18 protein-coding genes are annotated in these 18250 nt (G+C 70.0%); 4 read left to right on the plus strand and 14 right to left on the minus strand.

Annotation, left to right across the window (positions count from 1 at the left end):
• Both H0523_RS24440 and H0523_RS24445 read right to left on the minus strand, forming a co-directional pair.
• A partial coding sequence (locus tag H0523_RS24440) for an ABC transporter permease subunit (RefSeq protein WP_180180175.1) occupies positions 1 to 631 on the minus strand: 631 nt, incomplete at its 3' end.
• An 8-nt stretch (positions 632 to 639) separates the two neighbouring features.
• Positions 640 to 1656 carry an amino acid ABC transporter substrate-binding protein gene (locus tag H0523_RS24445; protein WP_054428827.1) on the minus strand — a complete coding sequence of 339 codons (1017 nt, stop codon included), beginning with the start codon at positions 1654 to 1656 and terminating at the stop codon, positions 640 to 642.
• Positions 1657 to 1832: 176 nt separating this feature from the next.
• On the opposite strand from H0523_RS24445, the gene H0523_RS24450 reads away from it, so the two are divergent.
• Positions 1833 to 2792 carry a LysR family transcriptional regulator gene (locus H0523_RS24450; RefSeq protein WP_054428828.1) on the plus strand — a complete coding sequence of 320 codons (960 nt, stop codon included), beginning with the start codon at positions 1833 to 1835 and terminating at the stop codon, positions 2790 to 2792.
• A gap of 29 nt (positions 2793 to 2821) precedes the next feature.
• Positions 2822 to 3253 (plus strand): ribose 5-phosphate isomerase B, encoded by a 432-nt coding sequence (rpiB, locus tag H0523_RS24455; protein ID WP_054428829.1) that lies wholly within the window; start codon positions 2822 to 2824, stop codon positions 3251 to 3253.
• A gap of 7 nt (positions 3254 to 3260) precedes the next feature.
• Here rpiB and H0523_RS24460 read toward each other — a convergent pair whose 3' ends face one another.
• The 6 genes from H0523_RS24460 to H0523_RS24485 all read right to left on the minus strand — a co-directional run bounded on the left by H0523_RS24460 (position 3261) and on the right by H0523_RS24485 (position 9087).
• Complete coding sequence (locus H0523_RS24460) at positions 3261 to 4037, minus strand: anti-sigma factor family protein (RefSeq protein ID WP_231689725.1); 777 nt, start codon at positions 4035 to 4037, stop codon at positions 3261 to 3263.
• Positions 4038 to 4039: 2 nt separating this feature from the next.
• Positions 4040 to 4564, minus strand: a complete 525-nt coding sequence (locus H0523_RS24465) for an RNA polymerase sigma factor (protein ID WP_054428831.1) — start codon at positions 4562 to 4564, stop codon at positions 4040 to 4042.
• A gap of 76 nt (positions 4565 to 4640) precedes the next feature.
• Positions 4641 to 6122: a YncE family protein gene (locus tag H0523_RS24470; RefSeq protein WP_054428832.1), complete on the minus strand. Its 1482-nt coding sequence runs from the start codon at positions 6120 to 6122 to the stop codon at positions 4641 to 4643.
• Positions 6112 to 6567 carry a DUF305 domain-containing protein gene (locus H0523_RS24475; protein ID WP_054428833.1) on the minus strand — a complete coding sequence of 152 codons (456 nt, stop codon included), beginning with the start codon at positions 6565 to 6567 and terminating at the stop codon, positions 6112 to 6114. The genes H0523_RS24470 and H0523_RS24475 overlap by 11 nt, the downstream gene beginning before the upstream one ends.
• Before the next feature lie 67 nt (positions 6568 to 6634).
• On the minus strand, positions 6635 to 8083 hold the full coding sequence (locus H0523_RS24480; RefSeq protein WP_054428834.1) for an amidase: 1449 nt from the start codon (positions 8081 to 8083) through the stop codon (positions 6635 to 6637).
• An 11-nt stretch (positions 8084 to 8094) separates the two neighbouring features.
• Positions 8095 to 9087 carry a Bug family tripartite tricarboxylate transporter substrate binding protein gene (locus H0523_RS24485; protein ID WP_054428835.1) on the minus strand — a complete coding sequence of 331 codons (993 nt, stop codon included), beginning with the start codon at positions 9085 to 9087 and terminating at the stop codon, positions 8095 to 8097.
• Between the two features lie 78 nt (positions 9088 to 9165).
• Here H0523_RS24485 and H0523_RS24490 point away from each other — a divergent pair, with 78 nt between their 5' ends.
• Together H0523_RS24490 and H0523_RS24495 are read left to right on the plus strand one after the other, a co-directional pair.
• The gene (locus H0523_RS24490) at positions 9166 to 10116 is read left to right on the plus strand and encodes a LysR family transcriptional regulator (RefSeq protein WP_054428836.1); all 951 of its coding nucleotides are present in this window, start codon (positions 9166 to 9168) and stop codon (positions 10114 to 10116) included.
• A 60-nt stretch (positions 10117 to 10176) separates the two neighbouring features.
• On the plus strand, positions 10177 to 10968 hold the full coding sequence (locus H0523_RS24495) for an IclR family transcriptional regulator (RefSeq protein WP_054428837.1): 792 nt from the start codon (positions 10177 to 10179) through the stop codon (positions 10966 to 10968).
• 37 nt (positions 10969 to 11005) lie between these two features.
• On the opposite strand, the gene H0523_RS24500 is transcribed toward H0523_RS24495, so the two are convergent.
• From H0523_RS24500 to H0523_RS24525, 6 genes are all read right to left on the minus strand, one after another.
• On the minus strand, positions 11006 to 12577 hold the full coding sequence (locus H0523_RS24500; protein WP_054428838.1) for an ABC transporter substrate-binding protein: 1572 nt from the start codon (positions 12575 to 12577) through the stop codon (positions 11006 to 11008).
• A 96-nt stretch (positions 12578 to 12673) separates the two neighbouring features.
• Positions 12674 to 13876 carry a pyridoxal-phosphate-dependent aminotransferase family protein gene (locus H0523_RS24505; RefSeq protein WP_231689724.1) on the minus strand — a complete coding sequence of 401 codons (1203 nt, stop codon included), beginning with the start codon at positions 13874 to 13876 and terminating at the stop codon, positions 12674 to 12676.
• Positions 13873 to 14610 carry a class II aldolase/adducin family protein gene (locus H0523_RS24510; protein WP_054428839.1) on the minus strand — a complete coding sequence of 246 codons (738 nt, stop codon included), beginning with the start codon at positions 14608 to 14610 and terminating at the stop codon, positions 13873 to 13875. The genes H0523_RS24505 and H0523_RS24510 overlap by 4 nt, the downstream gene beginning before the upstream one ends.
• Before the next feature lie 18 nt (positions 14611 to 14628).
• Positions 14629 to 15612, minus strand: coding sequence for an alpha/beta hydrolase fold domain-containing protein (locus H0523_RS24515; protein WP_054428840.1), 984 nt, complete (start codon positions 15610 to 15612; stop codon positions 14629 to 14631).
• A 47-nt stretch (positions 15613 to 15659) separates the two neighbouring features.
• Entirely contained in the window at positions 15660 to 16586 is a 927-nt protein-coding gene (locus H0523_RS24520; protein WP_054428841.1) for a 2-hydroxyacid dehydrogenase, read from the minus strand.
• Between the two features lie 14 nt (positions 16587 to 16600).
• A complete protein-coding gene (locus H0523_RS24525) occupies positions 16601 to 18250 on the minus strand; it encodes an ABC transporter ATP-binding protein (protein ID WP_082404343.1) in 1650 nt (549 codons plus the stop codon).

The raw sequence follows: 18250 nt of genomic DNA on the forward strand, positions 1-18250 counted from the left end.
CCGGCCGCAAGCGGCGCAAGCCGGCCCGCGCCGCCAGCGCGGCGGCCAGCGCGGCGGCCACACAGGCCGCCAGCGCCATGCCCTGCCCGGCCACCAGATGCAGCGACGGGAAATAGATGCCGCGCTGGCTCAGCGTCAGGCCGCCCCATTGCAGCGCCTTGGCGGCAGGCGGCAGCTTGAGCAGCACGGCCGACCACAGCAGGATCTGCATCAGCAGCGGCGTGTTGCGCAGCAGTTCCACATAGCCCAGCGTCAGGCCGCGCACCAGCGGATTGACGCTGCGGCGCGCCAGCCCGATGGCCACGCCCAGCACCGTGGCGCAGACACCGGCCAGCACCACCAGCATCACCGTGTTCAGCGCGCCGGTCAGGATGGCGTAGGCGATCGAGTCGGTCGGCGCGTACGGCAACAGCGACACGCCGATCTGGAAGCCCGCGGGCCGCTGCAGGAAGTCGAAGCCGACCGTCAGCCCCAGCCGCTGCAGGTTATCGCGCAGGATGAAGCCGCTGGCGATCACCAGCAGCGCCAGCGCCGCGCCCACCGCGCATTGCCACAGCTTGCGGCGCAGGGCGCCGGGCGTCTGGCCGCCGGCGCGCAGCGGCGCCGGCGCCATCGTCGTCGCATCCGTCATGGCGTGGCTCACAGGAACGGCGGGGCGTATTGCAGACCGCCGTCGGTCCACAGCTTGTTCAGGCCGCGCGGCAGCTTGAGCGGCGATTTCTCGCCCAGCGAACGGTCATAGATCTGCCCGTAGTTGCCGACCTGTTTGACGATCTGGTAGGCCCAGTCGTCCGCCAGCCCCAGCTGCTTGCTCAGGCCGGGCGTCTTGCCCAGCAGGCGCGCGACCTCGGCGTTGGCGCCGTCGGCCCGCTTGGCCTCGACGTTGGCGCTGTCGACGCCGTTTTCCTCGGCCAGCAGCGTCGCGTAGATGGTCCACTTGACGATGTTGAGCCACTGGTCGTCGCCCTGGCGCACGATCGGACCCAGCGGCGACTTGGCCAGCACTTCGGGCAGGATGACGTAATCGTCGGGCTTGGGCGCGACCGAGCGGTTGGCGGCCAGCTGGGCGCGGTCGCCCACGTAGACGTCGCAGCGGCCCTCGAAGAACGCGCGGCGCAGGGCGTCGGCGTTGTCGATCGAGATCGGCTTGTAGCGCATGCCGTTGGCCTGGTAGAACGTGGCGATGTTCTGTTCGGTATTGCTGCCCGGCAGCAGGCAGATGCTGGCGCCGTCCAGCTCCTTGACCGAGGTCACGCCCATGTCCTTGCGCACCATGAAGCCCTGGCCGTCATAGACCGTGATGCCGGCCCACAGCAAGCCCAGCTGCGAATCGCGCGTGAAGGTCTGGGTGGTCTGGCGGATCAGCACGTCGACGTCGCCCGACTGCAGCACGGAAAAGCGGTTCAGCGGCGAAGTCGCCACGAAGGTGACCTTGTTGGCGTCGCCGAGCGTGGCGGCGGCGATGGCGCGGCAGAAGTCGACGTCGATGCCGCGCAGCGTGCCCTGGCTGTCGGGCGAGCCGAAGCCCGGCATGTCGTTCAGGGCGCCGCAGCGCAGGGTGCCGCGGCTCTTGACGGTGTCCAGCGTGGACGCCGCGTGCGTGGAAACGGAAATGACAGCCAGCGCGAGGCCGGCCAGAAGACTGGGCAGACGCATGAATTCCCCTTGTATATGTGTCGTCCCGGCGGAAGCGGGAACGTGCAGGCAGTGTAGGGAGCGCCATGGCGCGGACCTAGCCGATTGCGCTACTATCAGCCATGCATTATTTGCATACCTTGCAGCAGGCGCGGTCGTGTCGACCCGATATGCATGGCGCAACGGATCGGTCGATCATGAATACGCAGCAACTCGAATACCTCAGGGAGGCCGTGCGGGCGGGCAGTTTTTCCCGGGCCGCCGACACCCTGGGCCTGAACCAGTCCGTCCTGAGCCGGCAGGTGGCAGCGCTGGAACAGGAAATGGGCTGTCCGCTGCTGCGGCGCCATGGCCGCGGCGTGATCCCCACCGCCGCCGGCGAACGCCTGCTGGAACTGGCCGCCGGCTTCCTGCAGCAGGTGGCCCAGATCAAGGCCGAGGGCAAGGCCGCCGACCGCGACCTGGCCGGTGTCTTCAAGCTGGGGGTGCCGATGTTCTTCTCGCAGTCGATCGCCCCCAAGCTGATGGCCAGCGTGCAGCGCCAGTACCCCGCCCTCACCTTCGTCGTGCGCGAAGGACACAGCGGCGATCTGCATGACTGGCTGCTCGCCGGCGAGCTTTCCGCCGCCGTCATCTATGAACCGAAGCGGCCGCGCCAGCTGGCGGGCGACCTGCTGTTCCTGGAACCCGTCTACGTGGTCGGCTCGCGCGACCTGGCGCGGCGCCATGGGCTGGATCTGGACCAGGGCCTGACCCTGGAGCAGCTGGCGCGGCTGCCGCTGCTGATTCCCACGCGGCGCCATGGCACCCGCCTGGACCTGGACCAGGCGATGAAGCAGCTGCAGCTGACGCCGCACATCGTGCACGAGGTCGACGCCCTGGGCGCGCGCATGCTGCTGGTGCGCGACGGCGTCGGCGTCACCATCTTCGAATCGGCCGGTCTGCTGAGCGAGCGGCGCGATCCGCACCTGTTCGTGGTGCCCGTCGTGGCGCCGCCCTTCTTCCACAAACTGATGTGGGTCGACGGCCGCGAGCAGCAGGCCGGCGCCCCCTGGCGCGCCTTCACCCACGCCGTCAAGCGCGACATCGTGCAACTGCGCGCCGGTCTCGGCGATGTCGACATGCCAACAACGGACCCGCGCCTGCCGCGGCCCTGAACCCTCACCGAGCCACCGGGAACCCCAGAATGAAAATCGCCATCGCCGCCGACCACGCCGGATACGACCTCAAGGAAAAACTGAAGCAGTCATTCGCGTCGATCGACTGGCTCGACCTGGGCACCCACAGCGAGGAATCCGTGGACTATCCCGCCTATGGCTTCGCCATGGGACAGGCCATCACCGACGGCCGCGCCCGCCTGGGCATCGTGATCTGCGGCTCGGGCATCGGCATCTCGATCGCGGCCAACCGCTACGCGGCAGTCAGGGCGGCGCTCTGCGCCAACGCCACCATGGCGCGGCTGAGCCGCCAGCACAACGACGCCAACGTGCTGGCGCTGGGCAGCCGGATCATCGGCCTGGACGTCGCGCGCGACTGCGTCGGCGCGTTCCTCGACACGCCGTTCGAAGGCGGGCGCCACCAGCGCCGCGCCGACATGCTGGCCACGCCCGAGCGCTGACGCCCCGCTAGCCGGCGCCGCGCGGCGCCGTCAACTGACGCCGCGTCTCGTCGGCCAGGCGATGGATGCTGTCGGGGTCCAGGCTGGACATCAGGCTGTAGCCCAGCCCCTGGTCGGCCCACGAGTAGCCCGCCACGCCGTCCTGCCGGTGCGGCACCATCTTCATGTCGCCCTCGACCTTCATCGGCCGCACCAGCATGGTCACGCGCGTGCCGCGGTCATCGTCGTACATGAACAGGGCGGCCGGACCGTGCTCGGTCGCGACCAGGCGTCCGCCCATGTAGCGGTAGCCCGACTGGCTCAGGTCCGGCACCGACACCGCATGGTTCAAGCGCTGCGACACCCAGCTCACCAATTCGGGCGTGCTGTCGGCGCGCAGCTCCACCGGCCGGGTGCGATCCGCCGCATAGACCTGGTAGCTGCTGGCCGCCTCGCGCGCCAGCGCCGCGACGCCGGCCTGGTCGGCCGGGCCGCGCAGGAACCAGCCGCCGCTGCCGCCCAGGGTGAAGGCCAGCGCCACCGACGCCGCGATCTTCCACGGCACGCGGCGGGCGGAGCGATGCGCATCGACCAGCCGCGACAGGTTGAGCGCGGCCGGGATCGGCTCCTGCGCGATCGGCGCCAGCGCGGCGCGCAGGTCCTCGCGTTGCGCCAGGTAGCCCTGCACGCGGCGGGCCGCCTCGGGATGCGTGTCCAGGTACTGTTCGACGCGCGCGCGCATGTCGGCGTCCAGCGCGCCATCGACATACGCCAGCAGGTCATCCTCGAGTAAAGGTCGGTCCATGTTCATTTGACTCTCCGCAAGGCGGGACGAGCGGGCGCGGCAACGTCGCCCTGTATCAGGTTCAGCAGTTTTTCACGGCCGCGCGACAGGCGCGACATCACCGTGCCGATCGGCACGTCGAGCACCTTGGCCGTCTCGGCATAGGACAGGCCCTCCACCGACACCAGCAGCAGCACGCTGCTCTGCTCCTTGGGCAGGGTGTCCAGGGCGCGCAGCAACTCGCCATAGCGCAAGCCGTCTTCCTGCGTGGCGCGGGTGGTCAGGACGGCCTCGTCGATCTCATCCAGCGGCAGGTGATGGCCGCGCGCGCGGGTCTGCCGCAATACGTTCATCGCCAGGTTGTGCAGGATGGCGAACACCCAGCTGCGCGTGCTGCCGGCGTCGCGCCGCTTGTGCCATTGCGCGATGACGCGTTCCAGGCAGTCCTGGACCAGGTCGTCGGCCACCGCCTGGTCGCGCAGCAGCGCCCTGGCGTAGCGGCGCATCGCCGGAATCATCGGCTCAATCAGTTGGACCAGATCGTCCATACGGGGACTCTCTCCATGCTTGCCTTGCATTATCGCGCCGGCCGCGCATGGCCACGGGGCCATGCGCGGCCGGCGTTCACAGCGCCTGGACCTGCACCGGCGCGCCCGGCTTGCCGTCGCGCAGCGGGGCGATCACCAGGTAGCGACGCGCGTCCGTCGCCGCGCCGGCGCCCTGCACGATCTGGCGGATCGGCCCGATGGCGTTGACGATGGCCGACCCGGCCGGGTTGGTCATGAAGTTCGACAGCGCTTGCAGCTGACCCGACCCATCGGCTTGCTCCGACAGCGCCAGCACGTACGACTGCTTCGGTTGCAGGCCGGTGGCCGAGGCCTGCAGCACCTGCGTCAGGCCCTGGTCGAACAGGGTGACGCTGGTCGGGGCCGACGCCGCCAGCTGCCGCTTGCCGTCGGCCCACGCCTGCAGCTCCAGGTGCGCGGCCTGCCCGGCCACGCCCAGGGGCTGCAGGTTCTGCAGGCCGTCGCCCTGCGGCACGGCGTCCGGCACATAGTTGATGGCCTGCGGCGCCTGGCCGATCGGCACGTTGGCGACCACCTTGTTGGTCGCCGTGTCGATGGCGGCCAACTGGTCGGCATTCTCCAGGCCGACGTAGACGCGGCTGCCGTCACCCGACGGCCACACACCGTGCGGCAGCTTGCCCACGCCGATCGTCGCCACGCGCGAGAAGTCATCCGTGCGGTAGACCTGCACCTGGTTCAAGCCGCCCACCGTGATGTAGGCGTAGGTCGCCTTGTCCTTGCCAGTGCGGGCGAAATTCACGTGGTTGGTGATGGGGCCGGTATCGAGGGTCTTGAGCAGCTTGAACGGCGGGCGCGCGTCGAACACCTGCGTCTTGCCCACGTCCTTGAGCGTGAACCACACCTGCCGGCCGTCCGGCGTGGCGGCGATGTTGGGGCAGAACGGACTGGCCTGCGCGACCTTGCCCACGATCTTGTGGTCACTCACCGTCACCACCACGGTCTCCGGATTGAACGACGAACAGATGTAGCCGTACTTCCCGTCCGGCGAAAAGATCTGCATGCCCGGGCCGGCCGCCGTCTTGATGCGGTCGGTTTCCTTGAACGTCGCGGCGTCGATCACCGAGACGTAGTCCTCGCCGCGCACCGTGACCCAGACCTCCTTGCCGTCGGGCGTGTAGAAGGCCTCGTGCGGCGAGCGGCCGACGTAGGTGGTGTGCTTGACCATGTTGGTCTGCGTATCGATGAAGGTGACCGAATTCGAGCCGATGGACACCACCGCCAGCGTACGGTGATCAGGCGCGAAGCCCATGCCATGCACCAGCACCTGGCCCTTGTACAACGGACTGAAGTTGCCGGGCGCCGGATCGCCCAGCCGGATCACGCCCAGCAGCTTGTTGTCCACCGGGTCGGTGACCGAGACGGTGTTGGAAAACTGTTCGGCGGCATAGATGCGGTCGCGGTGCGACATCGGAATGTCGGGCGCTGCCGCCGCGGCGGGCGCCTGCCCGGCGAACACGGCCGGGGCCAGGGCCAGCGCGACGGCGCCGGCCAGGAGATTGAGGGATGAACTACTGGGCATGGGACGCTCCGTGGTGGGACTGGGCGGGGGCTGGGGCCGGCCGCAGATCGGCGGGCTGGTCGGGCGCGGGACGCGATTCGGGCAGCGGCTGGCCCAGCGCCAGGCGCATGGCGGCGATTTCCTGCTGCTGCTCGACAATGATTTCCTGCGCGAGGCGGCGCAGCTGTTCGTTCTTGCCATAGCGCAGTTCGGCCATGGCCATGTCGATGGCGCCCTGGTGATGCGGCGCCATCATGGCGACGAAATCCTGGTCGATGTCGCCGCTGGGATGGGGCGCCATCGCGTCCATCATGCGGTTCATGGCGGCGTCGTTTTCGGCCAGGAACGCCGCTTCCTCGGCGGATGGGGCGGACTGCGACCAGGCCTGGCCACTGCCGGCGCCCGCCAGCAGGGTCAGCGCGCAGGCGAGCGCGCGCCTGCGCCACAGGTGATGGATTCCGGACATGGCGGCTCCTGTCTGTTGCGGGGTCCCCAATGGACCCTCATCAGCGCAGACAATCGAGCCGGGCGGTTTATTCCACGGGGTGCGAGGCCGCGCTGCCGGCCACGGCCACCGGCGGCAGCGGCGTGGCGGCCTGCTCGAACGCCTCGGCCGCGTGCAGCAGGTCCAGGTCGCCGTGCAGCGGCGCCACCAGCTGCAACCCGAGGGGCAGGCCATCCGTCCCCAATCCACAGGGCACGCTGATCGCCGGGTGCCCGGTCAGGTTGAACAGCATGGTCCACGGATACCAGTGGGCGCGGATGTCCTCATAGGCGCGGCCATCGATGTCGAGCGTGTCGAAGATGTCGGTGCCCAGCGGCAAGGCGGTGCGCGATATCGTCGGCATCGCCAGCAGGTCGGCCTGGCCGAACAGCGCCTGCACCTGGCGGTAAAGTGTGGTGCGGGCGAACATGGCCTCCTGGTACTGCTGCGCGCTGAACTGCGCGGCCGAGGCGACCTGGCGCTGGAACGTGGGGCTGTAGGCGTGCGGCTCGCGCGCGATCAGCGGCAGGAAGCGCGTGCGCCAGACCGTGTGATTGATGACGCGCCAGACCGGCTCGATATCGAAGGCAGCGCCGTCAAACGGCTCCACCTGCGCGCCCAGGTCGGCCAGGCGCGCCAGCGCCGCCTCGAACGCGCGGCGCGCATCGGCGGCCACCGGCCGCCCGGGCGGCGCGAGACAGTAGCGGATGCGCTTGCCGCGCAACGCCTCGGCGCGGGCGACAGCGCCGTAGTCCGCCGCCGGCACACCCAGCGACCAGGGGTCGCAGGCATGCGGCCCGGCCATGGCCGCCATCATCAACCGGGTATCCGCGACCGTGCGCGTGGTGGGCGTGACGTAGGTCTGGTTGCCGATGGCGTCCTGCGCCTGGCTGTGGGGAATCGCGCCCAGGCTCTGCTTGAAGCCGACCACGCCGTTGCACGCGGCGGGGATGCGGGTGGAGCCGCCGCCATCGGTGGCCACGGCCAGCGCGGTGATGCCTGCCGCCGTCGCGGCCGCGGCCCCGCCGCTCGACCCGCCGCAGGTGCGGTCCAGATTCCACGGATTGCGGGTATGGCCGAACAGCGGCGAGTCGGTCATCGACTTGGAGCCGAACTCGGGCGTGGTGGTCTTGCCGATCAGGATCGCGCCCTGCGCGCGCAGGCGCGCCACCGCGACCGCATCCTCGGCCGGCACGTTGTCGCGGAACGGCACCGCGCCGAACGTGGTCCTGACGCCCGCGGTATTGACCAGATCCTTCACCGTGAGCGGCAGGCCGTGCAGCAGGCCCACCGGCTCGCCGCGCATCAGGGCCGCCTCGGCGGCGCGGGCCTCGTCCATGGCACGCTCGAAGCACAGCGTGATGAAGCAGTTCAGCAGCGGCTGCAGCCGCTGCGCCCGCGCGAGCGCCGCGCCCACCAGTTCCACTGGCGACACGGACCGGTCACGGATGCGGCGCGCGGCCTCGACCGCGCTCAATGCGCAAAGGGAATCGTCCATGGATGCGCCGCCTATTCGTCGAAGGCGATGCCGGCGGCCTTGACGATCGGCGCCCAGTGCGCGCGCTCCACGCCGATGCGACGCTTGGCCTCCTGCGCGTCCCGCGGCTCGACCACGAAGCCGGCGGCCTGCAGCCGTTCGATCAATGCGGGCTGCTTGCCGGCGGCGACAAAGGCCTGCTCCAGGCTCGCCACGGTGGCGTCCGGCGTGGCGGCCGGCGCATAGATGCCGTACCAGCTGGCGGCATGCTGGTACTGCGGGAAGCCCTGCTCCAGCAAGGTCGGCACGTCCGGCAGCATGGGCAGGCGGCGGCCGCCCGCCACGCCCAGGAACTTGATCTTGCCGGCGTTGTACAGCGGCAGCATGCTGGCCACGGCATCCCAGCCCATGGAGACCTCGCCGCCGGCCACGTCCACCAGCATCGGCGCCGCGCCGCGATACAGCACGGGCACGACCTCCAGGCCGTTCTGGCCGCCCATCTCGATCGTGCCCAGCTGGCCGGGGCTGCCTTGCGTCGCCAGGCCCAGGGTCGCCTTGGCGCGCGCCTGCCGGGCCCATTTCACATACTCGGCCATGCCGCCATAGGGTTGCGTGGCGCCCGCGACCGCGGCGGTGGGCACGTCCGCCAGCAACGCCACCGGACGCAGGTCATGGTCCGGGTCGTATCCCAGCTTGCGGTAGGTCAACGGGAAGATCACGAACATCGGCGACGACCCGAGGTACAGCGTCAGGCCGTCCGGCTTGGCGCGCTTGACCACGTCGAAGCCCAGCCGTCCCGAGGCGCCGGGGCGGTTCTCGACGATGACGTTGCCATAGCCCGCCGTCTGCAATTGCTCGGCATAGGCGCGGGCCACGGCGTCGGCCGCGCCGCCGGCGGCGTAACCGACCACCAGCCGCACAAGCTTGTCGCCGCCGGCCGGCGCCTGGGCCAGGACGTGGGAGGGCAGGCCTGCCGTCGTCGCGACGGCTAGGAGGAAGGCGAGCAAGCGGGTGCGGTCAAACATGGCGTTCTCCTTGTGCGCCTATGATCGGGCCGGCTGGGGTTACCGTATAGTGAATTATTCGCTCAAGGGGTTGAGAAAATGGTCAAGCCGCCAACCGTCGAATCGCTGGCCGCGCGCCTGAAGCTGCGGCACCTGCAGATCGCGCTGGCGCTGCGCGACGCGCTCTCGGCCAAAGAGGTCGCGACGGCGGCCAACGTCAGTGAATCCGCCGTCTCCAAGACCCTGGCTGAACTGGAATCTCAGCTGGGCTTCAAGCTGTTCGAGCGCGTTGGCAACGCCAGGCGCCTGACGGAAATGGGCCGCCAGGTCCTGCCGATGATGGAGCTGGTGCTGGCGCAGGCGCGCGGCCTGGCCCAGAGCGTCATGGACGTGCGCGACGGCCGCCAGGGCGACCTGCGTATCGGCGTGGCCACCGACATGGGCAAGCTCAGTCTGGCGCCCTTGATCCATGCCTTCAACCAGGCGCGGCCGGGCGTCGCGCTCGACGTGCAGTCCGGCGGCTATCGCGCCATGGCCGATCTGCTGCTCGACGACAAGCTGGACGCGCTGGTGTGCTACGACAGCGCCGAACTGATCGCCTCCGGCCTGGGCCGCCTGCGCCTGGTGCCGCCGCAGCCGCTGGTGGTGGTGGCCAACGCCAGGCTGTCGCCGTTGGCCGGCAAGCGCCGGCTGACGCTCAAGGACCTGCACGGGCAGCCCTGGTGCAAGCCGCGTCCGGGCACGATGATGCACGATCGGCTGACCGCGTTGTTCCTGGCCGGCGACCTGGGCCTGCCGCCTCTCGGCATCCAGGCAAGCGACCTGTTGCTCACCGACGAGTTCATCCGCGGCACGGATTACCTGGTGATGCTGCCGCTGGCGGCGGCGCAGCGCCTGACCGCCTCGGACAACGCCGTGATCCTGCCGGTTGACCTGCGGGCGCACAACCCACCCACCATGCTGGCATGGCAACGCGCCGCCGAACGGCAGCCCACGCTGCAACAGTTCCTGCGTTTCTGCGACGAACAAGTATCTGTAGGAAATACCTAAGAATCTTTATACAATTCTTTTCGTCCCCGCCCGGCGCGGGCTCCCGAGCGACTTTCCGTCATGAGCCGTCCCGATCCCCTGTTCGTCCAATCCCTGGCCAAGGGCTTCGAATTGCTGGAAGCCTTTGCCAACCACCCGTCCACCATGAGCATGAACGAGCTCATGGAGATCACCGGCTTCGACCGCAGCACCACGCAGCGCATGACGCATACGCTGGTGACGCTCGGCTACCTGGAACGCGGCGCCGGCGGCAAGGGCTACACGCCGGGCAAGAAGATCCTGCAGCGCAGCTTCGACTACATGCGCAGCGTGCCGCTGCTGGAGCGCGCCACGCCGCTGATTGCCGAGATGCAGCGCGAGACCAACGAGCGCGTCGAGCTGAGTCTGTTCAACGACCTGTTCATCATTTTCGCGCTGCGCCGCCAGACCAAGCGCCAGACCTTCAGCAGCACGCTGGCCGGCCGCGACCTGCCCATGGTGCAGACGGCCGGCGGCCGCGCCATCATGTCGCACCTGCCGGACGACGAGGTCGAGGACATCCTGGCGCGCTCGGCCGACATGCCGCGCGCCACCATCCCCACCACGCCCAAGACCGACAACGATCCCGACCGCATCCGCGCGCTGGTGCGGCAGGCGCGCCATGACGGCTACGCCACCGCGATCGAGGAAAGCCTGCTGGGCGAACTGAACCTGGCCACCGCCATCCTGGACCACCGCCACCGCCCGGTGGCGGCCATCCAGATCGCCGGGCTGGTGTCCGAATGGGCTTCGCCCGAGGAATTCGCGCGGCGCTATTCGCCGCTGCTGATGACCGCCGCGCGCGCGCTGAGCGGCAAGGTCGGCATGTCCTGACGGCCCGCCAGGGGCCGCCGGGACCGCCGGCCGCCCCTCAGTTGCCGCGCCAGAACAGCGGCAGCGGCGCCGCCACCATGTCCTTGAACTTGGCGTCGTAGGCCTTGAACTCCGAATAGCCGCCCAGCGGCACGAACATCACCTGCTCATAGGCGCGCTGCTGGATCTCGGTGGCGATGCGCTTGCGGTCATCCTGGCTCGACACCGATTCGAATTCGGCGCGCAGCTGCTGGATCCGCTCGTCGCGGGTCCAGCCGGGATAGCCGCCATCGCCGCGCCCGTCCAGGTTGGGGTTCACGATCGGGTTGAGCAGGTCCATGCTGGTCAGGCTGGAATGGAAGATGCTCCAGCCGCCATCGGCCAGCGGCGCATCCTTGCCGCGCCGCGACAGCAGCGTGGCCCAGTCCATCGACTGCACCTCGACGTTCATGCCGATGGCGCGCAACGCCTGCGCGGTGACTGGCGCCAGTCCCGACAGGCTGCGCACGTCGGTCGGATGCAGCACCACGATCTTCTCGCCGGCATAGCCGCTCTCCTTCAGCAGGGCGCGGGCCCGCGCCAGGTCGACGGGCCTGGTCTGCGTCGCGCCGACTTCCGTCTGGTAGGCCGAGAGACAGCTGAGCATGGCGCCGCACAGCTTGTAGAACTTCGGGTCGCCCAGCGAGGCGTCCAGGTAGTCCGCCTGGTACAGCGCGGCCAGCACCGCGCGGCGCACCTTGACGTTGTCCAGCGGCGGCTGCTTCCAGTTCATGCGCAGGGTGTAGGTCTCGGTGCTCTCGCCGTAGCTGCGCACGGTCACGTTCCTGACGCCCTCCAGCTGCGGCAGCAGGTCCGGCGCGACGTTCTCGACGAAGTCGATCTCGCCCTGGCGCAACGCATTCACCGCGGTCTGCGCGTCCGGCACGTTGACGACGTCGATGCGGTCGAACAGCGCCACCTTGCCGCCGGCGAAGCGGCTGGCCGGCTCCTGGCGCGGCACGTAGTCCGTGTTCTTCAGGTAGACGGCCTTCACGCCCGCCTGGAATTCGCCCGCCACGAACTTGTAGGGCCCCGAACCGATGGTCTCCTTGATGGCCTCGGACGCCGGGGTCCGGGCGATGCGACTGGGCATGATGAACGGCACCGGCGAGCCCGGCTTGGCCAGCGCGTCCAGCAACAGGCCATAGGGCTGCTTGAGCACGATGCGGAAGGTGTCGGGCGTCGGACTGTCCATGCGCTCGGTGACCGCCGCCAGGCGCGTGCCCAGCGGGTCGCGCTGCGCCCAGCGGGCCAGCGAGGCCACCACGTCCTCGCCGGTGACGGGCGCGCCGTCATGGAACTTCAAACCCGGACGCAGCGTGAACGCATAGGTCAGCTTGTCCGGCGACACGGTCCAGCTCGCCACCATCTGCGGCTGCGGCCGCGAGGCCGCGTCCAGCGAGAACAGCGTGTCGTACACCAGATAGCCATGATTGCGGGTGATGTAGGCGTTGGTCAGCACCGGATCCAGCACGCGCAGCGGCGCGTGCATCACGACCTTGGCATTGACGGGATCGGCCTGCGCCGCGCTCAGGGGCAATGCCGCCGCGATGGCCGTCAGCACGGCCGCGATCAAACCACGTTGTCTCATTTTCTTGTCCTGATGGGGAGTAAGGAGGGAACAGCGGGCGTAGCAAGGAGCCGCATGGCGCCGATCCCGACGGCCACGCGCTCCGACAACAGGGATTCAGCCGTCCAGCGCCTCGATCGCGCGCGACAGCGCGCCGTCGCCGATGGCGATGCCGCAGGCGCGCAGCGCGGCCTCGACCCCGGCCAGCGCGCCCAGCGCCATGGCGGGATGCACGTCGCCGAGATGGCCGATGCGGAACATGCGGCCGGCGTACGGCCCCAGCCCGCCCGCCACCGCCACGTGGAAGCGCTCGCGGGCAACGGTGCGCATGGCCTCGATATCGACGCCGGGCTGCACGGCGATGGTGGTGACCGACACCGCGCGCGCCGCCGGGTCGGCGACGAACAGCGCCAGCGCCCCGGCCCGCGACCAGGCGTCGACGGCGGCATGCACCGCCGCGGCCACCCGGCGGTGGCGCGCGAACACCGCGTCCTCGCCTTCGGCCGCGATCAGCCCGAGCGCGGCGCGCAGGCCGGCCAGCAGGCCCTGCGGCGGCGTGCCGCAGAACTTGCGGTACAGCAGGTCGCTCTTGCGCTTGTTCCAGTCCCAATAGGCGCGCGGCGCGGGATTGTCGCGGGCGACCTGCAGGGCGCGCGCGTCGACGGCCGTGAACGACAGTCCGGGCGGCCCCATCAGCGCCTTCTGCGACGCGCCGATGGCCACGTTCACGCCCCACTCGTCCATGCGGAACGGCGTGGCCCCGAGCGAGGCGATCACGTCGGCCACCAGCAGCGCCGGATGGCCGCTGGCGTCCATCGCCCGGCGCACCGCCGCGATATCGCTGGTGACGCCGCTGGCCGTGTCGGTGTGCACCGCGAACACCGCGACGATGCGGCGTTCGGTGTCGGCACGCAGCGCCGCCTCGACCAGGGCGGGGTCCAGCGCCTGCCCCGGCCGCGCGGGCGTGCGCAGCGCCTCGACGCCCAGCGCCTCCGCGTGCACCGCCCAGGCCTCGGCGAAATGGCCGCTGCCCGCCACCAGCACCCGCGCGCCAGGCGCGGCCAGGTTGACGATGGTGGCCTCCCAGGCGCCGTGGCCGTTGGCCGCGTACATCAACACGTCCGCCTGGCCGGTGCCGAGCAGCCGCGCCAGGCCGCGCTCGCAATCGGCGATCAGCGTCGCCAGGCGCGGATCGGACAGGTCCATGCACTGGCGCGCCATCGCCTCGCGCACCGCATCGGGCACGTGCGTGGGGCCGGGGGTATGCAGAAACTGCGGGCCGGCCAGGAAGCCGCGCTCCGTCGTCAGGCTGTCTTTCATGTGGGTGTCTCCTGGTCCGGTTCCAGCAGCCGTCGCGCGGCGCTCCAGACGCGTTGGGTATAGATGGGCGCCGTGGGCCGCTCGTACTGGCCGGCGGTGCGTTCGCACACCGCCTCCGACGGCAGGACCAGCGGCGCGCCGCAGGACTGCGCCTTGACCTGCGCCTGGCAGGCGCGCTCCAGGTAATAGATGTTGACAAACGCCTCGGCCACCGACGACCCGGCGGCCAGCAGGCCGTGGTTGCGCAGGATCATGGCCTTGTGCGGCCCGAGGCTGGCGACCAGGCTTTCGCGCTCCTCCAGATCGAGCGCGATGCCCTGGTAGTCGTGGTAGCCCAGCCGCTTGTAGAAGCGCAAGGCGTGCTGGGTGATGGGCAGCAGGCCGTCGCGCTGGCAGGCCACGGCGATGCCGTCGGCGGTGTGCGTGTGCACCACGCAGGCCAGGTCATGGCGCGCGGCATGCACGGCCGAATGGATGGTGAAACCGGCGGCGTTGACCACCTGGCTCTCGGCATCGCCCGGGTCCACCGGGTTGCCGTCCAGGTCGATTTTCACCAGGTCCTGCGGCCGCATCTCATGGAACAGCACGCCATAGCGGTTGATCAGGAAATGCGGCTTGTCGCCAGGCACGCGCGCGCTGATGTGGGTATCGATCAGGTCCGTCATGCGAAAGTGCGCGACCAGGCGGTACAACGCCGCCAGTTCATCGCGCACCCGGGCTTCTTCTTGGTTCATGGATCGCTCCGGTTGGGGTCAGGCCCTGGCGTGCAGCCAGCGCGCCGTGTCGTCGAAGGCCTCGCCCGCGACGTCGGCGATGGATACCGCCTCGAGGAAGCTGTGGGCGGTGCCGGGGTAGACCTTGGCGGCGACGTCCACCTCGGCCGCGCGCAGCTTGCGCTCCAGCTCGACGCTGTCGTCGTGCAGCGGATCGCACTCGGTCACCACCATCCACACCGGCGGCAGCGCCTTCAGGTCGGCGCGCAGGATGTCCACGCGCGGATCGAAGAAGTCCTTGCCGTGGCGGATGTGCATGCCGCGGAACCAGATCATCATGTGCAGCGACAGGCCGTAGTCGCCGGCGCCGTAGCGCACCACCGAATTGCGGAACAGGTTGCTGCCGAAGCCGCCGTAGTTCAGCACCAGGCCCTTGATCAGCCGCGGCTGGCCTTCGTCGCGCAGCGTCAGCGCCGTGCCCATCGACAGGTTGGCGCCGGCCGAGTCGCCGCCGACGAACAGCTGGTCGGCGTCGATCTCCAGCGCCTCCGCGCGGGCGACGACCCAGCGCACCACGTCCACGCATTCCTCCAGCGGCTGCGGGAACTTGGCCTCCGGCGCGCGGGTGTAGTCCACGCCGACCACCACCACGCCCGCGCGCTCGGCGTACTCGCGCATCACGCGGTCGTGCGTGTCGATGCTGAACAGCACGAAGCCGCCGCCGTGGATGTAGATGAAGGCGCCGGGCAGGCGGCGCTCGGCCGGATAATAGACGCGCACGCGCACGTCGCCGTGGCGCGTGGCCACCTGGTGTTCCTCGGTGCGAGCCATGGCGGGGCCGCCTTGCGCCCAGGGCAGGCGCACTTTCTCGGCGTTGGCGCGGCCCTGCTCGATCGACAGCGTGTCGCGGCGCGGATACTGCGCCGCGTCCGCCGCCATGCGCCGCAGGAACTCGGCGATCTGCGGATCCAGGGGAGCCGGCGAACCGGTGGGAATGGTGAAGGCGGGATCTTCGAAGTGCATGGAGCGTCTCGTGGTCTGGGGGTCTGTGGGGAAATGGAAGGGCGGGATCAGTAACCGCGCGCGGGGTCCACGGTGTTGGCCAGCGCCGCGCCCTGGCCCAGCCGCCGGATGTTGGCGACGACCTGTTCGGCCACGGTGGCCGCCGCGGGCATCGTCGCCATGTGCGGCGTGACGATCACGCCGGGCGTGGACCACAGCGGATCGGTCGGCGCCAACGGCTCGTGCGCGAACACGTCGAGCACCGCGCCGCGCAGCTGGCCGCTGGCCAGCGCCTCGATCAGGTCGGGCGCGACCAGGTGCTCGCCGCGCCCGCAGTTGACCACCGCGGCGCCGCGTGGCAACGCGGCGAAGGTCTCGCGATTGAGGATGCCGCGGGTGGCGTCGGTGAGCGGCACCAGGCAGATCAGCACGTCGGTGTCGGCCAGGAATTGGTCGAAGCCCGCCTCGCCGGCATAGGTCCGCACGCCATCGAGCAGACGCGGGCGGCGCGACCAGCCGTTGACGCGGTAGCCCATGCCGGGCAGCACGGCGGCGATGGCGCTGCCCAGCTCGCCCAGCCCCATCAGGCCCACGCGGCATTCCGAGGCGGGCGTCTGCGGCGGCCGCTGCCAGCGCGCCTGGCGCTGGTTGGCGAGCGCCACGTCGAGCTTGCGGTGGAACGTCAGCACGCACCACAGCACGTACTGCAGCATGCCCTGCGCCAGTTGCGGATCCACCACCCGGCACACCGGCAGGCCGCGCGTGCGCTGGCCGTCGAGCAGGTTGTCGACGCCGGCGGCGATGCTGTGGATCAGCTTCAGGTTGGGCATGTCGTCGTAGACGCCGACCGGCGGGTTCCAGCACACCGCGACGTCGGCCTCCAGGCTGCGCGGGTCGGGCCAGACGGCCACGTCCAGCGCCGGGTCCAGGCCCTGCAACAGCGGCTGGAAGTAAGACAGGTTGGCCGAACGGCTCAACAGGGCAACGCGTGTCATCGTCAAAGGTTCCTTCAGGCGCCGGCCAGCGACAGGGCCGGGGCGCGGCTGCCCAACCCGTCCTTGCCGGGAATGGCGGCCAGCAGCTCCTGCGTGTAGCCGCAGCCGGGCCGGGTGAAAATCTGCTCGGCCGGGCCGATCTCCATGACGCGGCCGCGCTGCATCACGGCGATGCGGTGGCACAGCCGGGCCGCCACCCGCAGGTCGTGGGTGATGAAGATCATGCTCAGGTTGAGCTGTTCGCGGATCCGCTCCAGCAGGTCCAGGATCTGCGCCTGCACCGACACGTCCAGCGCCGACACCGCCTCGTCGGCGATCAGGATCTCCGGCTCCATCATCAGGGCGCGCGCGATCGAGATGCGCTGGCGCTGGCCGCCGGAGAACTCATGCGGATAGCGCTCCAGCGCGCTCGGATCGATGCTGACCAGCGCCAGCATGTCGCGCATGCGCGCCTCTACCCGGGCGCGGTCCTCGCCATAGTTCATCGGGCCCTCGGCCAGCGTGGCCGCGATGGTCAGGCGCGGGTTGAAGGACCGGTACGGGTCCTGGAACACCATCTGGATGCGCTTGCACCACTCGCGCCACGCGGCCCGCGACAGGCGCGAGACGTCCTGCCCGTTCATGACGATGCGGCCGGACGTGGGCCGGGCGAAATGCGCCAGGCAGCGGCCCAGCGTGGTCTTGCCGGAGCCGGATTCGCCGACGATGCCCAGGGTCTCGCCGCGCGCCAGCGACAGCGACACGCCATCGAGCGCGTTCACCTCGCGGCGCTTGGCCTTGAACAGGCTGGACGTCACGAAGCGCATGCCGAGGTTTTCCACCGCGATGACCGGATCGCCGCCGGCCAGCGGCGCGCCCGCGCCGAAATGGCCCTTGGGCACCGCGTCGATCAGCTTGCGGGTGTAGGCATGGCGTGGGTTGGCCAGCACCTCGGCGGCGGTGCCGGCCTCGACGATGCGGCCCTGCTGCATGACGATGACGCGGTCGGCGATCTCGGCCACCACGTCGAAGTCGTGGGTGATGAACAGGATGCCGGTATCGTGGCGCTCGCGCAGGCCGTGCAGCAGGCGCAGCACCTGCGCCTGCGAGGTCACGTCCAGCGCGGTGGTGGGCTCGTCGGCGATGATCAGCGCCGGCTCCAGCGCCAGCGCCATGGCGATCATCACGCGCTGGCGCTGGCCGCCGGAAAGCTGGTGCGGATAGGCGTGCCGCAAGGTCTCGGGCGACGGCAGGCGCATGTCGGCCAGCAGCGCCAGCACGCGCTGGTCGATCTCGCGGCGCGACAGCGACGGGCCGTGGAACTGGAAGATTTCCGCGATCTGGTCGCCGACCTGCATCAGCGGGTTGAGCGCGGTCATGGGTTCCTGGAAGATCATGGCCATGCGGTCGCCGCGCAGCTCGCGCAGTTCGGCCAGCGGCGCGCGGGTGATGTCGCGGCCGGACAGCAGGATCTGGCCGCTTTCCAGCGTCAGCACGTTCTTGGGCAGCAGGCCCATGACGGCGCTGGCCGTCACCGACTTGCCCGAGCCCGACTCGCCGACGATGCAGACGATCTCGCGCGGGCCGACGGTCAGGTTGATGCCTTCGGCGGCATAGCGGCGGTCGCCCGCGCCGGGCAGGCTGACCTTGAGGTCGCGGATTTCCAGGATGGGTGCGGAGGACAT

It is taken from the genome of Achromobacter insuavis (assembly GCF_902859645.1).
In the GTDB taxonomy this organism is placed as follows: domain Bacteria; phylum Pseudomonadota; class Gammaproteobacteria; order Burkholderiales; family Burkholderiaceae_B; genus Achromobacter; species Achromobacter insuavis.

Bases quoted from the DNA above. Each gene is read 5' to 3' on its own strand.
- H0523_RS24445 (WP_054428827.1), bottom strand. From the start codon at position 1,656: ATGCGTCTGCCCAGTCTTCTGGCCGGCCTCGCGCTGGCTGTCATTTCC.
- H0523_RS24450 (WP_054428828.1), top strand. From the start codon at position 1,833: ATGAATACGCAGCAACTCGAATACCTCAGGGAGGCCGTGCGGGCGGGC.
- rpiB (WP_054428829.1), top strand. From the start codon at position 2,822: ATGAAAATCGCCATCGCCGCCGACCACGCCGGATACGACCTCAAGGAA.
- H0523_RS24460 (WP_231689725.1), bottom strand. From the start codon at position 4,037: ATGGACCGACCTTTACTCGAGGATGACCTGCTGGCGTATGTCGATGGC.
- H0523_RS24465 (WP_054428831.1), bottom strand. From the start codon at position 4,564: ATGGACGATCTGGTCCAACTGATTGAGCCGATGATTCCGGCGATGCGC.
- H0523_RS24470 (WP_054428832.1), bottom strand. From the start codon at position 6,122: ATGCCCAGTAGTTCATCCCTCAATCTCCTGGCCGGCGCCGTCGCGCTG.
- H0523_RS24475 (WP_054428833.1), bottom strand. From the start codon at position 6,567: ATGTCCGGAATCCATCACCTGTGGCGCAGGCGCGCGCTCGCCTGCGCG.
- H0523_RS24480 (WP_054428834.1), bottom strand. From the start codon at position 8,083: ATGGACGATTCCCTTTGCGCATTGAGCGCGGTCGAGGCCGCGCGCCGC.
- H0523_RS24485 (WP_054428835.1), bottom strand. From the start codon at position 9,087: ATGTTTGACCGCACCCGCTTGCTCGCCTTCCTCCTAGCCGTCGCGACG.
- H0523_RS24490 (WP_054428836.1), top strand. From the start codon at position 9,166: ATGGTCAAGCCGCCAACCGTCGAATCGCTGGCCGCGCGCCTGAAGCTG.
- H0523_RS24495 (WP_054428837.1), top strand. From the start codon at position 10,177: ATGAGCCGTCCCGATCCCCTGTTCGTCCAATCCCTGGCCAAGGGCTTC.
- H0523_RS24500 (WP_054428838.1), bottom strand. From the start codon at position 12,577: ATGAGACAACGTGGTTTGATCGCGGCCGTGCTGACGGCCATCGCGGCG.
- H0523_RS24505 (WP_231689724.1), bottom strand. From the start codon at position 13,876: ATGAAAGACAGCCTGACGACGGAGCGCGGCTTCCTGGCCGGCCCGCAG.
- H0523_RS24510 (WP_054428839.1), bottom strand. From the start codon at position 14,610: ATGAACCAAGAAGAAGCCCGGGTGCGCGATGAACTGGCGGCGTTGTAC.
- H0523_RS24515 (WP_054428840.1), bottom strand. From the start codon at position 15,612: ATGCACTTCGAAGATCCCGCCTTCACCATTCCCACCGGTTCGCCGGCT.
- H0523_RS24520 (WP_054428841.1), bottom strand. From the start codon at position 16,586: ATGACACGCGTTGCCCTGTTGAGCCGTTCGGCCAACCTGTCTTACTTC.
- H0523_RS24525 (WP_082404343.1), bottom strand. From the start codon at position 18,250: ATGTCCTCCGCACCCATCCTGGAAATCCGCGACCTCAAGGTCAGCCTG.